At 66.3% G+C, this 12057-nt stretch carries 18 protein-coding genes; 12 read left to right on the plus strand and 6 right to left on the minus strand.

Annotation, left to right across the window (positions count from 1 at the left end):
• Positions 1-20 precede the first annotated feature (20 nt).
• The 3 genes from ASE14_RS21240 to ASE14_RS11990 all read left to right on the plus strand — a co-directional run bounded on the left by ASE14_RS21240 (position 21) and on the right by ASE14_RS11990 (position 1770).
• The gene (locus ASE14_RS21240) at positions 21-212 is read left to right on the plus strand and encodes a hypothetical protein (RefSeq protein WP_157372956.1); all 192 of its coding nucleotides are present in this window, start codon (positions 21-23) and stop codon (positions 210-212) included.
• 333 nt (positions 213-545) lie between these two features.
• On the plus strand, positions 546-836 hold the full coding sequence (locus ASE14_RS11985) for a hypothetical protein (protein WP_056654773.1): 291 nt from the start codon (positions 546-548) through the stop codon (positions 834-836).
• 229 nt (positions 837-1065) lie between these two features.
• Positions 1066-1770, plus strand: coding sequence for an HAD family hydrolase (locus ASE14_RS11990; protein WP_200953314.1), 705 nt, complete (start codon positions 1066-1068; stop codon positions 1768-1770).
• Positions 1771-1868: 98 nt separating this feature from the next.
• Here the strand turns inward: ASE14_RS11990 and ASE14_RS20810 are convergent, their stop codons facing one another.
• Positions 1869-2078: a hypothetical protein gene (locus ASE14_RS20810; protein ID WP_162257734.1), complete on the minus strand. Its 210-nt coding sequence runs from the start codon at positions 2076-2078 to the stop codon at positions 1869-1871.
• Between the two features lie 109 nt (positions 2079-2187).
• On the opposite strand from ASE14_RS20810, the gene ASE14_RS20815 reads away from it, so the two are divergent.
• The 3 genes from ASE14_RS20815 (at position 2188) to ASE14_RS12000 (ending at position 4021) form a co-directional block, all read left to right on the plus strand.
• A complete protein-coding gene (locus ASE14_RS20815; protein ID WP_162257735.1) occupies positions 2188-2604 on the plus strand; it encodes an NUDIX domain-containing protein in 417 nt (138 codons plus the stop codon).
• An 86-nt stretch (positions 2605-2690) separates the two neighbouring features.
• Positions 2691-3257, plus strand: a complete 567-nt coding sequence (locus ASE14_RS11995) for a hypothetical protein (protein ID WP_056654774.1) — start codon at positions 2691-2693, stop codon at positions 3255-3257.
• Positions 3257-4021: a DUF1266 domain-containing protein gene (locus tag ASE14_RS12000; protein WP_082600611.1), complete on the plus strand. Its 765-nt coding sequence runs from the start codon at positions 3257-3259 to the stop codon at positions 4019-4021. Before ASE14_RS11995 ends, ASE14_RS12000 begins: the two co-directional genes overlap by 1 nt.
• A gap of 59 nt (positions 4022-4080) precedes the next feature.
• Here ASE14_RS12000 and ASE14_RS12005 read toward each other — a convergent pair whose 3' ends face one another.
• A complete protein-coding gene (locus ASE14_RS12005; RefSeq protein WP_056654776.1) occupies positions 4081-4479 on the minus strand; it encodes a DUF1801 domain-containing protein in 399 nt (132 codons plus the stop codon).
• Positions 4480-4561: 82 nt separating this feature from the next.
• Here ASE14_RS12005 and ASE14_RS12010 point away from each other — a divergent pair, with 82 nt between their 5' ends.
• Positions 4562-5011 carry an NUDIX hydrolase gene (locus tag ASE14_RS12010; RefSeq protein WP_056654777.1) on the plus strand — a complete coding sequence of 150 codons (450 nt, stop codon included), beginning with the start codon at positions 4562-4564 and terminating at the stop codon, positions 5009-5011.
• A gap of 225 nt (positions 5012-5236) precedes the next feature.
• Here the strand turns inward: ASE14_RS12010 and ASE14_RS12015 are convergent, their stop codons facing one another.
• Entirely contained in the window at positions 5237-5488 is a 252-nt protein-coding gene (locus tag ASE14_RS12015; RefSeq protein ID WP_056654778.1) for a hypothetical protein, read from the minus strand.
• Positions 5489-6127: 639 nt separating this feature from the next.
• The gene (locus ASE14_RS12020) at positions 6128-6646 is read right to left on the minus strand and encodes a hypothetical protein (RefSeq protein ID WP_056656303.1); all 519 of its coding nucleotides are present in this window, start codon (positions 6644-6646) and stop codon (positions 6128-6130) included.
• A 119-nt stretch (positions 6647-6765) separates the two neighbouring features.
• Between ASE14_RS12020 and ASE14_RS12025 the strand changes: the two genes are divergently transcribed.
• Entirely contained in the window at positions 6766-7305 is a 540-nt protein-coding gene (locus ASE14_RS12025; protein WP_056656306.1) for a peptidylprolyl isomerase, read from the plus strand.
• A 193-nt stretch (positions 7306-7498) separates the two neighbouring features.
• Complete coding sequence (locus ASE14_RS12030; protein ID WP_369816485.1) at positions 7499-8164, plus strand: rhomboid family intramembrane serine protease; 666 nt, start codon at positions 7499-7501, stop codon at positions 8162-8164.
• Positions 8165-8364: 200 nt separating this feature from the next.
• On the opposite strand, the gene ASE14_RS12035 is transcribed toward ASE14_RS12030, so the two are convergent.
• Complete coding sequence (locus ASE14_RS12035) at positions 8365-8604, minus strand: cell division protein CrgA (protein ID WP_056654780.1); 240 nt, start codon at positions 8602-8604, stop codon at positions 8365-8367.
• Between the two features lie 72 nt (positions 8605-8676).
• On the opposite strand from ASE14_RS12035, the gene ASE14_RS12040 reads away from it, so the two are divergent.
• Genes ASE14_RS12040 through ASE14_RS12045 form a run of 3 tightly spaced genes read left to right on the plus strand, consistent with a single transcriptional unit; the run spans position 8677 to position 10281 of the window.
• The gene (locus tag ASE14_RS12040; protein ID WP_056654781.1) at positions 8677-9468 is read left to right on the plus strand and encodes a class E sortase; all 792 of its coding nucleotides are present in this window, start codon (positions 8677-8679) and stop codon (positions 9466-9468) included.
• Between the two features lie 3 nt (positions 9469-9471).
• Positions 9472-9627 (plus strand): hypothetical protein, encoded by a 156-nt coding sequence (locus ASE14_RS21000; RefSeq protein WP_200953315.1) that lies wholly within the window; start codon positions 9472-9474, stop codon positions 9625-9627.
• On the plus strand, positions 9628-10281 hold the full coding sequence (locus tag ASE14_RS12045) for an aminodeoxychorismate/anthranilate synthase component II (protein WP_056654782.1): 654 nt from the start codon (positions 9628-9630) through the stop codon (positions 10279-10281).
• A 48-nt stretch (positions 10282-10329) separates the two neighbouring features.
• Here ASE14_RS12045 and pknB read toward each other — a convergent pair whose 3' ends face one another.
• The gene (gene pknB / locus ASE14_RS12050) at positions 10330-12024 is read right to left on the minus strand and encodes a Stk1 family PASTA domain-containing Ser/Thr kinase (RefSeq protein WP_082600614.1); all 1695 of its coding nucleotides are present in this window, start codon (positions 12022-12024) and stop codon (positions 10330-10332) included.
• Positions 12025-12057 lie beyond the last annotated feature (33 nt).

Genomic DNA, 12057 nt, shown 5'->3' on the forward strand with positions numbered 1-12057 from the left:
ACCTAGCCTGTCGCCTGACGATGGCGCTGCAGGACGGAGCGCGGGTCGTCGGGGTTGCTGCCGAGGAAGCCTCTGTCTGGCGAAGCCGCGCCGGCGCCTGCCCGCCTCGCCTTCGCGACATGTCGATCGTGCTGGCGCTTGAGCGTGCGTCGATTCTCCGCTCCGCTCCGCTGCGCCACGCACCGCACGAGCAGGTACCGAACGTCTCCTGAGAGCTGCTCGGTCGCGATCCACCACGGAAGCCCGCCGGCGAGGCATCCATCACATGGACCTCCAGGACGTGCTGTGTCTCGCCGTCCTCTGCGTCGTCGTCGGGTGCTGCGTCGCTGGTTGGTTCCTGTGCAGCGCTCGGAGGGTCGTGGCTCATACATGCATCATCGCGCGCAAGGCCGAACTTCGCACGAGGGCTGCTCTGACGGTGACGGTGACGTATGTCGGCTCAGAAGTCGAGGTTCGCGGATCCTGCGTTCGTCGAGTTGACCGTGCAGCGCTGATCCCTGCCCGCCGCTTTGAAGGAGACTCGCGGCTGTGATCGGATAGATGGCATGCAGCTCATCGTCGGATGGATCGTCGCGATCGCGGGAGCATCGATGTTCTGGTGGTCGACCAGGATGCTCCTTCGCGCCAATCGAGGACGACGTGTCCCGTACCTGAGCAACCCGGCGCACGTCCCGTCGCGATCGATCATGCTGCGCTCGATCGGCGCAGGCGCAGTGGTGCTCGGCGCGGCGCTCCTGGCGCCGGAGATCGGCATATCCGTCATGCTGCTCGTGGCGCTCGCCTTCGCACCCTCGCTGCTCTGGATCCCCGTGCACAACCGACGAGCCGCCAAGTAGCTCAGTCGCGAAGCGAAGGCTGTCGACATCGATGCCGTGCAGATCCTGGTCGGCAAGCTCAGCCGGAGGTTCGTCGGCGGGCACTGCCTCACTGTCGAAGATCGGGTAGCCGTCGAATTCACCGATCGTGCATCCGCTGTGCAGCACCAGTAGCGCGATCGACGTCGTGTGTTGACGAGCCTCGATGTGCGCCCACGGCGCGTGTCCCGCTGCTCATGATCGCTACGGCATGCGGTCGATCATCGGGTGGGCCAGCCGGGCTCAGTATGTTGAGCACGTGACTATTCGTGCTGTCCTCTTCGATTGGCGCGGCACCTTGGTCGTCTCGCCGACTCCCGAAGAGTGGGTGGCCGATGGGTTGCGCCGGGCGGGACGTCCCCATGACGCGGCCATCGTCTCTGAGATCGCGACGCGCATTCGCGAGAGCAACGGCGATGAGGACCGCATGGATGCGCCAGGCCTCGACGCAGACGTTGCTCTGCACCGAGCCGCGTTCATGGAGGTCTTCTCGGACGCCGGCCTCGACGAAGAGCTCGCAGAAGCTCTCTACGGCTCAGAGCTCGACTACGCCAGCAATCGATTCGCCAACGACGCAGTCCTGACGATTCGTGCGCTCGTGCGCGCTGGCATCCTGATCGGTGTTGTCAGCGACATCCACTTCGACATCCGCCCGGCGTTCGCGAGCGTCGGCCTCGCGGACGCAATCAGCTCGTACTCGTTGTCCTTCGAGGTCGGCGCGCAGAAGCCGCACCCAGACATCTACGACCACGCGCTGACTTCACTGGGTGTGGCCCCGCAGGAAGCGATCATGGTCGGCGATCGTGCCCGCCCCGACGGCACCGCCGTGGAGCACGGCATCGTGAGCCTGCTCCTGCCGCCGCTTCGTTCCACCGATGACGAGCGCCTGGAACTCGTGCTGAAGCTCGCACTGTAGAAGGCGTGGCGCGGTGGCGCCCGCTCAGAAGTCGAAGCGCATCCCTCGAGGACGGCATGAAGGCCGGACCAAGAGGGCGCCCGACGGCGAAGCCGTCATCAGGCCGTTCCGACGGTCAAACCTGCGAAGAGCAACACTCCCACGGCAACCGCGAACCCGCCGCCGAAGTAGAGCACAGTCCGAACGATGGACCACCTGGCCGTAGCTGCGATCGTCGCTGCGACACTCGTGACAAAGAAGATCGCGACCAGGCCACCGGTCGATCCCTGCCGTGGCTTGTCGGTTTGCCGCGTGTCCAGTTCAGTCACGGCGCGAGCCTATCCGGCGCGAGTACCGCGAGTACCGCGAGCTCGTCGGGCCGTGCGCGAGGTCTGCTCGAAGTTCCCCTCGAGCTCCCCGATCGAGGAGACTTGGGCTGTGGAAGATCGCTGGGTTGCGCATGCCTTGGTCACTCGAGACGACAAGGCGCTGATCATTCGCCGCAATGAGGGACGGTACATGGGTGGCCTGTGGGATATCCCCGGGGGCTCAGTTGAGGCAGGAGAATCCACTTCTCATGCTGCCCGGCGCGAGGTTGCTGAGGAATCCGGATTGAATGTTCGCGTCGGCGATGCAATCTCGCATGCTGTCAATGTCGATACCGAGGGCCGAGAGATTCGCTTCCATACGGTGACATTTCGCACCGAAGAGGATGGGGCATCGCCTGTGGTGCTCGCGGCGTCGGAGCACTCGGATTTCGCCTGGGTGACCTACGCCGAAGCCGCGAGCTACCAATTGGTCTGGCATGTGAAGGACACTCTCGATGAAGCGCATCGGCTCGGAATCATCGGCTGACGAACCGATGTGATCTACGACGAAGACACGAGCGGTGAGTCTCCGCCGTGAAGGTTGCTCGACCGCCTGGTGCGCTAGGGTTTCGCGTGCTGCAGGCTGTCTTTGCACCCTGCCCAAACGAGTTTGAGGATTCCGTGACGTTGAAAACCATGTCTTACAAGCCCGCTTTCTCTGTCCTGGAATTCGTATTCGGTCTCATCGGCCCAGCAATCATTGCGATCACCATCCTCTTTCCGCTCGACGAAATGAAGGTCGGTACGCTGCGACTTGACCTGCCTCCAGGTGTCGCCAATGGGATCCTGGCCGCGATCGGAATCCTTGCGACTTTCCTGACGGTGAGTACCCTCGTGAAGAAACGGGCCGCGCGCAGCAACGGTGGTCAGATCGTGCTGACCGAGACCTCACTGACCTTTACCCGCGTCAGAGGTTTCAAGGGAGTACTCACGACCGTCAACTTCGACGACATCAGCAAAGTTGCGATCACCACAGGTGAGGAAAACACCGTGACGCTCTGGGCGTCGACTCTCAATCCCGCCAAAGTGAGCTTCGACGCCGACAACATGCATTCGACCGAAGAGTTCTCGATGCTCGTCGACACCGTGAAACGCCACGCGGACAACGCGGCCTTCTCCTTGAAAGAAGTAAGCGCCTGATGGCAGCTCAATGGTTGCGAACCGCACTTCGAGCGATATCCGGAAAGAAGTATCGTCAAGGACCGCGGGAGCAAGGGCTCTCACTCACTGAACAGCGCGCGTTGGGTGCGGGGCTGATCAATTCGGAGCAGATCATGGCGTATGCCGATACTCCCGAAACGGGTCTCCCTCAGGATCGAATCGCGTACGGGCTCAGCTCTGCGTGGGACATTCGCTCACCAGAGGACGCCGCTGAACGGCTGAGCTGGCTGATCGAGACCGGCGATCGATTTGTGTTCGAGTTGGCATATCAGGCTTACGACGAAGCACCCGCTGAGAGCCGTGAGGACGATCTCTTCCGCGCTCTCGCTCACAGCGGGCGATACCCGAGCGAGAGCGCGCTTGCCGCCGCATACGCCAGGGCCAGACTGATGCTGACGAACGTGGCAGACACTTATCGTCTTCTCAAGGACCCCGTCAACGGCCCCTACGTGCCCAACCACTACAAGCAAGGAATTCTTGCCTGGGATCTCGGGCGCCTCGTCACTTTGGCTCGCATGTGCAGTGACCTCGGCCACATAGACGAGAGGGAACGTGATCGAATCATTCAGTTTGTGGGGGCAGAGGTGACCACAAACTTCACGTCTTGGCCGATCTTCGCGCGAGGCTACATTCTGGGGCGCGCAGCAATCGGCGGCCAGGGGGTGATGCTCGAGGGCATCATCGGCATCGCATCCGATGCGATGACCGACAAGAAGAGCCCGTGGGTGCTCTCCCCGTTGTAGGAAAATCACCTTCACGCCGAGCATGTGCGAATGTCGCGGGCCGTATTCGCTTCGAACCGTCAGAGCCGCAGCCAGCGAGCGATGAGCGCGACGATCTCGTCGAGGTGCTCATCGATCTCGACCGGGTCGAGGGCGATCACCCCTCGGTCGACGGCCGCCCAGCGCACCAGGCCGGTGTCGTCGTCGAAGCTGAACCCGTCGGCATCGACGATCTTCACGCCCCGGTGCATCACGATGCGCACCTTGCCACGTGGATCGACGCCGACGGTCACCCGATCGGTGCCGTCGATCGCGTAGTTCGGCCCGTTCCATTTGATGCTCTCGACGGCGCCGGCCGGCGCCACGCCGCGGATGCCGTCGCGCAGTCGCGAGAGCAGATCCGCCTGCTCGGATGCCAGGCCGTCGAGGTACCGATCGACCTCGGGCGACGCAGCGATCATGTTCGACGCACCGGTCATCGTGCCGCTCCGTTCACTTCTCGGGTGCCTCGACCATAGCGGTGGCGGGCGCGCACGTCGATGCCCCCGCTACAGTGTCCGAATGGACATCCGCATCGCTGCGTACGGGGTCATCATCCGCGAGGGCCGGATCCTGCTCTCGCACTGGAACGAGCACGGTCGCTCGGGATGGACGCTGCCAGGCGGCGGCATCGAGGGCTCCGAGCACCCCGTCGCGGCGGCACGGCGCGAGATCTTCGAGGAGACCGGCTACGAGGCATCCGTCGACCGCCTGCTCGGCATCGACACCATGGTGGTGCCGTCGTCGAAGCGCCACACGGGCGCCGTACCGCTGTACGCGATGCGCGTCGTCTACCGGGCCAGCGTGACCGGCGGAGAACTCCGCAACGAGGTCGACGGGTCGAGCGACGAGGCCCGCTGGTTCGCGCTCGACGAGGTGCCGCACCTCAAGCGTGTGAGCCTGCTCGACATCGCCCTGCGGTTGAATGCGGCCGAACCGGCCGACGGCGTGCCTCCGCTGCCTCGGGAGTAGCAGGGGCCGGGCACGGTGCCGGGCGCGGCTCCTGGCAGCTTCAGGATGTCTCTGCGTGCGCCCGCGCCCGCGGCCGCGTCGCCGACGTTCCGACCGTCATGGCCGAACCGCTCGCGACACGACCGCGGGCCGCCGAGCGCCCCGCAGGCCGATGCCGTCGCGTGTGCGACGACCTCGACCCGCGGGGGCCGGGCTGGTGTGGTGTCGATGTTCTGCATGATGAGCTCAGATCAACGGCTGGGTCATCAGGGCGATGCGCTGGAACTCCGCGGCCTGCACGCGTGCGGCGATCAGCTCGTTCCTGCGGCGCTCGACGGTCGCCGAGTGCGTGCGCTGCGCGTCGCGTCGTCGATCCCAGGCGAGGAGTGCGAGGCCGACTCGACGGGCGAGTCGTTCGCCCCCCAGTCGTGCATCGGCACGGAGGGTGACGGCCTGACCCTGTGCGGATCGGCCGGCGGTGATGGTACTCGTATTCACGGTGATTCCTTCTTGTGTGTTGGGTGTTGTGGTGCTGGTTGTTGTGGTGCTGGTTGTTGTGGTGCTGGTTGGTGTGGAGCGGCGCCCGATCCGGCCGATGATCGAGGGATCGTGCCGCGGTGCTGAGGATCGCTGCGCAGGGTCGCCGCATGGGCGGGCTCCACGGTGTGATCCGGGCGTGCGGGCGCACTGGAGCACTCGAGGGCGGAGTGCCGGTTCGCACCGCCGGGCATGAGGTGAGTCCGGGGCATCCGCTCGCTCCGTGAGGAGGCGGCCGGCGACGAGGTCGCTGACGGGAAGCGCGGCTGATGCCGCAGGAGTCACGCCCGAGGGGCGGAGATGACGGTCAGTCGCGAATGCGTGTGCCGTCGGGGCGAACTGCTAGCAGGCTCGAGACCCGAGGAGGACTCCCGTGCGTGTCGCAGCGAATGCTGGCGTGAAGATGTGCTTCATCATGGGTATCAACTCCTCTCTGCTCGGCGTGTTGGACGCCGGTTCAAGACACTAGCGGGATTCTCACGCCGTGCGCAAGGCGTTTTCACAGATTCGTCGAGAATCAGGGTCAGCACTGACCGTGAAGCGGTGAGACGACGATGGCCCCGCCTGAAAACAGGCGGGGCCATCGGAAGTGCCGGGCGGTCAGGCCGCTGCGGACGGACCGGGGTTCGGCTCGTCGTCGGCGACCCAGAGCTCGTCGTCGGCCCGGAACGTCTGCCACACGGCATAGGCGACGCCGGCCGCGGCGATGATGCCGGCGCCGATCGCGAGGTAGGTGCCCACGCCGGGGCCGCTCTTCTCCTTGACGACGACGGCCGCGCGCGGCGACACGCGCTCGAGGGCACGCCGCACCCGTGCGTCGTTGGCGATGTCGCCGATCGACAGCACCGAGCCGAGCGCGTTGCCCACGGTGCGCTCCATCGTGTCGCCGGCCGTGCGTGCGACGTTGCTCGCGCGCTGGACGTTGGGGCGGACATAACTGTCGTACCCGGTGCGGACGCGTGGCACGACCTCTTCGCGCGTGAGGTGACCGAGTTGACGGCTGGCCTCGCGGGCGACGGCGTTGGCGTGCTCGAGCACGTGCTGCTGGTTCTCCCAGAGTTCCCCAGCGTTGCTCTGCAGTCGCTTGAGTTCCTTCCGGCGCTTGCGTGACAGGCTCATCTCGACCTCCATCGATGTGCAGCGAACCACTCCATCTTGCCACCGAAACAGCTGGAAGCGAGGTGGGAGTCCGAATACGGCATGCCGTTCGACGAATCCGCCCGTGACAGAATATGAAGATGCCGATTCCCACCGCAGTCGCGACGCTCAACACCAACCACGGACCGATCAAGGTCGACCTCTACGGCGACCACGCCCCGAAGACGGTCAAGAACTTCGTCGGCCTCGCCACGGGCGAGATCGAGTGGACCCACCCCGCCACCGGTGAGAAGTCCACCGCGCCCCTCTACGACGGCGTCATCTTCCACCGCATCATCCCCGGATTCATGATCCAGGGCGGCGACCCGCTCGGTCAGGGCGTCGGCGGACCCGGCTACCAGTTCGACGACGAGATCAACTCCGAGCTCGACTTCACCGAGCCGTACGTGCTCGCGATGGCCAACGCCGGCATCCAGATGGGTCGCGGCACCAACGGCTCGCAGTTCTTCATCACGGTCGGCCCCACCACGTGGCTGCAGGGCAAGCACTCCATCTTCGGCAAGGTGACCGACGCGGCGAGCCAGGCCGTCGTCGACAAGCTCGCCGCCGTGGCGACCGACGGTCGCGACAAGCCGCTCGAGGACATCGTCATCGAGAGCATCTCCGTCGAGCAGCTCTGACCCGCAGGTGAGCGACTCGGGGCCTGATCGGGCGAACTTCTGCTATCGGCATCCCGATCGGCAGAGCTACATCCTGTGCCAACGGTGCGGGCGCACGATCTGCCCCGAGTGTCAGACCCAGGCCGCGGTCGGCGTGATCTGCCCGGAGTGCATGCGAGAGCAGCGCGCCAGCGCTCCGCGCACGAAGCCGGCTGTGCTGACGCGCATGCGCTCGGCCGCCGGCCGCGGCGCGCCCGTCGTGACGTATACCCTCATCGGAATCTCCGTCGCGGTGTACCTGCTGCAGCTGATTCCGGGCCTCGGGGTCACCGGCGGCATCCGGTACGCGGGCTTCTACTCGCACCCGGGCGCACTCGAGCCCTGGCGCATGATCACCTCGGTGTTCGCGCACGGGAGCATCCTCCACCTGCTGCTGAACATGTACACCCTGTGGATCTTCGGGCAACTGCTCGAAGGCCTGCTCGGCCGGTGGCGCTTCCTCGCGCTCTACCTGCTGGCCGGGTTCGGAGGCTCGGTCGGCGTGCTCTGGCTCGCCGCTCCGAACGTGCCCGTGGTCGGGGCATCCGGTGCCATCTTCGGCCTGATGGGCGCCTTCCTCGTGATCCAGCGCCGCATGGGCGGGCAGGCGACGCAGTTGTTCGTGCTGCTCGGCATCAACCTGGTCATCGGGTTCATTCCCGGCTTCAACGTGGCGTGGCAGGCGCACCTCGGCGGCCTCGTCACCGGCGCACTCATCGGCTTCATCCTCGTCGAGACGCGCAAGCGGTCGCAGCAGCGCCTGCAGGTCTGGCTCCTGGTCGCCGTGGGCGCCGTGCTGGTGCTGCTGAGCCTGCGCTACCTCTTCTTCGCGATCCTCTGACGTCGTTCGAAGTTATCCACAGCTCTCTCCACAGCTGGGGAGAGTTACACCCGTGTAATTGTCGTCATTACGGGGGACACGGGCCCGTCGGGTTGTCCACAGCCTGTGGAGAACTCTGCATCGGCGGCGGCAGGAAACAGACGTGAAAAGAGGGGCGGATGCCGCAGCATCCGCCCCTCTTCCGCGCGTTGGAGCGCCGGCTAACGCCAGCGGGTGGTCATGAGGAAGCCGATGAAGGCGATGCCGAAGCCGATCAGGATGTTCCACGAGCCGAGGTCGGCGATGGGGAACGCACCCTGGCTCACGTAGAACACGATGATCCAGGCGAGCCCGACGAGCATGAAGCCGAACATGACGGGCTTGAACCACACCGGGTTCGGAGCCTCTTCGCCGCTCGCCTGTTCTGCGCGGGCGGGCTTCGATGATTTCGTACGTGCCATGCGGGTGATTCTAGTCGAGGGTGGGGCCGCAGACACATTCGGTTCACGGCCGCTCGGGCTAGAATCGCCCTCATGTCCGAGTCTCAGCCCGAAGCGCGGCGCGATCGCCGCTCCTCGGGCGGCCGACGCCCCCGTGTGAGCGTCGTCGGCGTGCTCGGCGAGCTGCTGCTCACCGCCGGCGCCCTGATCCTGCTGTTCCTCGGCTGGCAGCTCTGGTGGAACGACGCGATCATGGCCGGGCAGCAGTCCTCCGCGGCATCCGAACGCAGCAGCGAGTGGCAGCAGGAGGCCCTTGCGGCGCAGGGCGAGACCCCGCCGCCCGCACCGGCCGACTACGGCCCCCCGGTCGTCGATGCGACGGAGTACGACAACGGAGACGCCTTCGCGGTGATGTACGTGCCGCGGTTCGGTGAAGACTCGCAGCGCAACATCGCCGAGGGCTACGGACTCGACGTGCTCAACAGCTTCGACCTCGGCGTCGGGCACTACCCGCAGACGCAGAAGCCGGGAGAGGTCGGCAACTTCGCGATCGCCGCGCACCGGAGCGCGTACGGCGGCGGCATGCACGAGATCGAGCAGCTGCAGCTCGGCGACGCGATCTACATCCAGACGAAAGACGGCTGGTACACCTACCGGTTCCGCGACTTCGAATACGTGACGCCCGAGACCAGCGCAGTGCTCGCTCCGGTGCCGCACCGCCCCGACCTCGCGCCGACCGACCGGATCGTCACGCTCACGAGCTGCAACCCGTTGCTGTCGACGGCGGAGCGCATCATCGCCTACGGCGTGCTCGAGTCGTGGCAGCCGAGCGCTGCCGGGGCTCCGGCCGAGATCGCGCCCGTCGTGGCGACCTGGGGGAGCTGAAGCATGTACGGTGCACTCTGGCGGGTTCTTCCCGGGCCTGTGTGGCTGCGCATCATCCTGGTGCTGCTGCTCGTCGCGGCCGTCGTGTTCGCCCTCTTCACGTGGGTGTTCCCGTGGGTCGACGGCATCCTGAATCCGATCAACGTCACGGTGGAATGAATGACCCGCGTCCTCGTCATCGACAACTACGACAGCTTCGTCTACACGCTGAACGGCTACCTGCAGGAGCTCGGGGCTGAGACCGAGGTCGTTCGCAACGACTCGTTCGACGTCGCCGACGTGCCCTCGCGCATCGCCGCGTACGACGCCGTGCTCATCTCACCCGGGCCCGGCAAGCCGTCGGACGCCGGCGTCTCGATCCCGGTCGTCGAAGCCGCCCTCGTATCGGGCCAGCCGATCCTCGGCGTCTGCCTCGGTCACCAGGCGATCGCCGAGGCCTTCGGCGCGGTCGTGACCAATGCCGAAGAGCTCATGCACGGCAAGACCTCGCGCATCACCCACGATGGCAGCGACTTCTACGACGGTGTGCCGCAGCCGTTCACCGCGACTCGGTACCACTCCCTCGCCGTCGTCGACGACACGGTTCCCGCCGAGCTCGTCGTGACGAGTCGAACCCAGGGCGGCGTGATCATGGGCCTGCGTCACGAGAGCGCCCCGATCTTCGGCGTGCAGTTCCACCCCGAGTCGGTGCTGACCGAGGGGGGCTACCGCATGCTCGGCAACTGGCTCGCGGTCGCGGGGCTCCCCGAGGCTCGCGAACGGTCGGTCGGTCTCAGCCCGCTCGTGCGCGCGACGGCGACGACCGCGGCCTGAACCGGCGTTCGCGGCGAGTCCGCCGAGTGACCGGCGGAACCCGCTGCGTCAGCCTGCGCAATAGGTGAGCTCGACCTTGGAGTGCTGGGGCACGTCTCCGGGCGCGAGCGATTGCTGCGTGACCGGTGATCCCGGTGCGGCCTTGCACGAGCCGTCGGGCTTGGGAACGGCAGTGAGCTGCAGGTTCTCGGCCGCGAGGAAGGAGGTCGCTGCAGCGAGGGTCTGCCCGGTGACGTCGGTGAGGGTCACCATGCCGCTGGAGACGCGGAAGTCGACCGTGGAGCCCACCGGGGCGGATGCCCCGGATTCGGGAGTCGTGCCGAGCACGGTGTCGGCGGGGACCGTCGGTGACGATTCCCGTGTCTCGGCTCCGGGTACCAGTCCGATCGCGGTGAGGTCGGCCTTCGCCTGCTCGAGCGTCTTGTTCCGCAGATCGGGGACCGCCACCGCCTGCTTCCCGGTCGAGACGTAGACGGTGACCGCCGTGCCGCTGTCGACCTTCTCGTGGGCGGGAGGGTCCGTGCCGATCACCTGGCCAGACGGCACCGTGTCATCGGGTTGCTCGACAGGGGTCGCCGGCAGCCCGAGCTCTTGCAGCTGCTCGACGGCCTCCTCGTAGGTGCTGCCGGTGAGGACGGGGATCTCCTTGACATTCGAGGGCAGCTCGGACGTGGGCTGGAGGTTGAATGCCCAGTACATGACGGCGATGACGATCACGATGACGCCGATGATCCCCGACCAGATCCAGATCGCCGGCGGGCGGCGCTGGGTTCTCGTCATCGTCTCGTCTTCGGCGAGCTGGCGCAGCGCCAGCTCCGAGCTCGAGAGCGAGGCGGTGGGCGCACCGAAGAGCATGGTGGCCTGGTCGGGTTCGCGATGTACCGGAACGACACCGGATGCCGCGGTGTCGACGTCGGCCCGGAACTCGGCAGCCGTCTGGTAGCGCTCGTCGCGGCTCTTCGCGAGGGCGTGCAGCACGACGGAGTCGAGTGCAGGGGAGATCTTCGGGTTGATGACGCTCGGCTTGACCGGCCGCTCGCTGACGTGCTGGTACGCGACTGCGACCGGGGTGTCGCCGCGGAACGGCGGGCGACCGGTGAGCATCTCGAAGAGCACGACGCCGGTGGAGTACAGGTCGCTGCGTGCGTCGACGACCTCGCCCTTGGCCTGCTCGGGCGAGAAATAGGATGCGGTTCCGAGGATCGCGGTGGTCTGCGCCACCGTGGTCGACGAGTCGGAGACGGCGCGCGCGATGCCGAAGTCCATGACCTTCACCTGGCCGCTGGTGGTGATCATGATGTTGCCGGGCTTGATGTCGCGGTGCACGACGCCGGCGCGATGCGAGTACTCGAGTGCCGTGAGCACGCCGTCGATGACGCGCACCGCGGCGGAGGCCTCGAGCGGACCGTCGTGGATGATGTCCTTCAGGAGGCGGCCCTCGACGAACTCCATCACGATGAAGGGCAGCTGCACCTCCTGGCCCGACGCGTCGATGACGGTCTCTTCGCCCGCGTCGAAGACGCGCACGATCGTCGGGTGCGCCATGCGCGCAGCCGACTGGGCCTCCTGGCGGAACCGCATGCGGAAGGCAGGGTCGGTCGCGAGCTGCGGCTTCAGCAGCTTGATCGCGACCTGACGCCCGAGCCGGGTATCGGATCCGACGTGCACATCGGACATGCCACCGCGCCCGATGAGGGCGCCGACGCGGTATCGACCCGCGAGCACTCGTCCTTCATCGTTCACCGTGCAGTCCTCTTCCTTCCGTTCCGATCAGCG

Source organism: Agromyces sp. Root81 (genome assembly GCF_001429165.1).
Classification (GTDB): Bacteria; Actinomycetota; Actinomycetes; order Actinomycetales; family Microbacteriaceae; genus Agromyces.

Excerpts from the sequence above, each read along its gene's own strand:
- ASE14_RS12045 (WP_056654782.1), top strand. The coding sequence starts at position 9,628 with ATGACCCGCGTCCTCGTCATCGACAACTACGACAGCTTCGTCTACACG.
- ASE14_RS11985 (WP_056654773.1), top strand. The coding sequence starts at position 546 with ATGCAGCTCATCGTCGGATGGATCGTCGCGATCGCGGGAGCATCGATG.
- ASE14_RS12020 (WP_056656303.1), bottom strand. The coding sequence starts at position 6,646 with ATGAGCCTGTCACGCAAGCGCCGGAAGGAACTCAAGCGACTGCAGAGC.
- ASE14_RS21240 (WP_157372956.1), top strand. The coding sequence starts at position 21 with ATGGCGCTGCAGGACGGAGCGCGGGTCGTCGGGGTTGCTGCCGAGGAA.
- ASE14_RS12025 (WP_056656306.1), top strand. The coding sequence starts at position 6,766 with ATGCCGATTCCCACCGCAGTCGCGACGCTCAACACCAACCACGGACCG.
- ASE14_RS12010 (WP_056654777.1), top strand. The coding sequence starts at position 4,562 with ATGGACATCCGCATCGCTGCGTACGGGGTCATCATCCGCGAGGGCCGG.
- ASE14_RS11990 (WP_200953314.1), top strand. The coding sequence starts at position 1,066 with ATGCGGTCGATCATCGGGTGGGCCAGCCGGGCTCAGTATGTTGAGCAC.
- ASE14_RS21000 (WP_200953315.1), top strand. The coding sequence starts at position 9,472 with ATGTACGGTGCACTCTGGCGGGTTCTTCCCGGGCCTGTGTGGCTGCGC.
- ASE14_RS12040 (WP_056654781.1), top strand. The coding sequence starts at position 8,677 with ATGTCCGAGTCTCAGCCCGAAGCGCGGCGCGATCGCCGCTCCTCGGGC.
- ASE14_RS12005 (WP_056654776.1), bottom strand. The coding sequence starts at position 4,479 with ATGACCGGTGCGTCGAACATGATCGCTGCGTCGCCCGAGGTCGATCGG.
- ASE14_RS12035 (WP_056654780.1), bottom strand. The coding sequence starts at position 8,604 with ATGGCACGTACGAAATCATCGAAGCCCGCCCGCGCAGAACAGGCGAGC.
- ASE14_RS12000 (WP_082600611.1), top strand. The coding sequence starts at position 3,257 with ATGGCAGCTCAATGGTTGCGAACCGCACTTCGAGCGATATCCGGAAAG.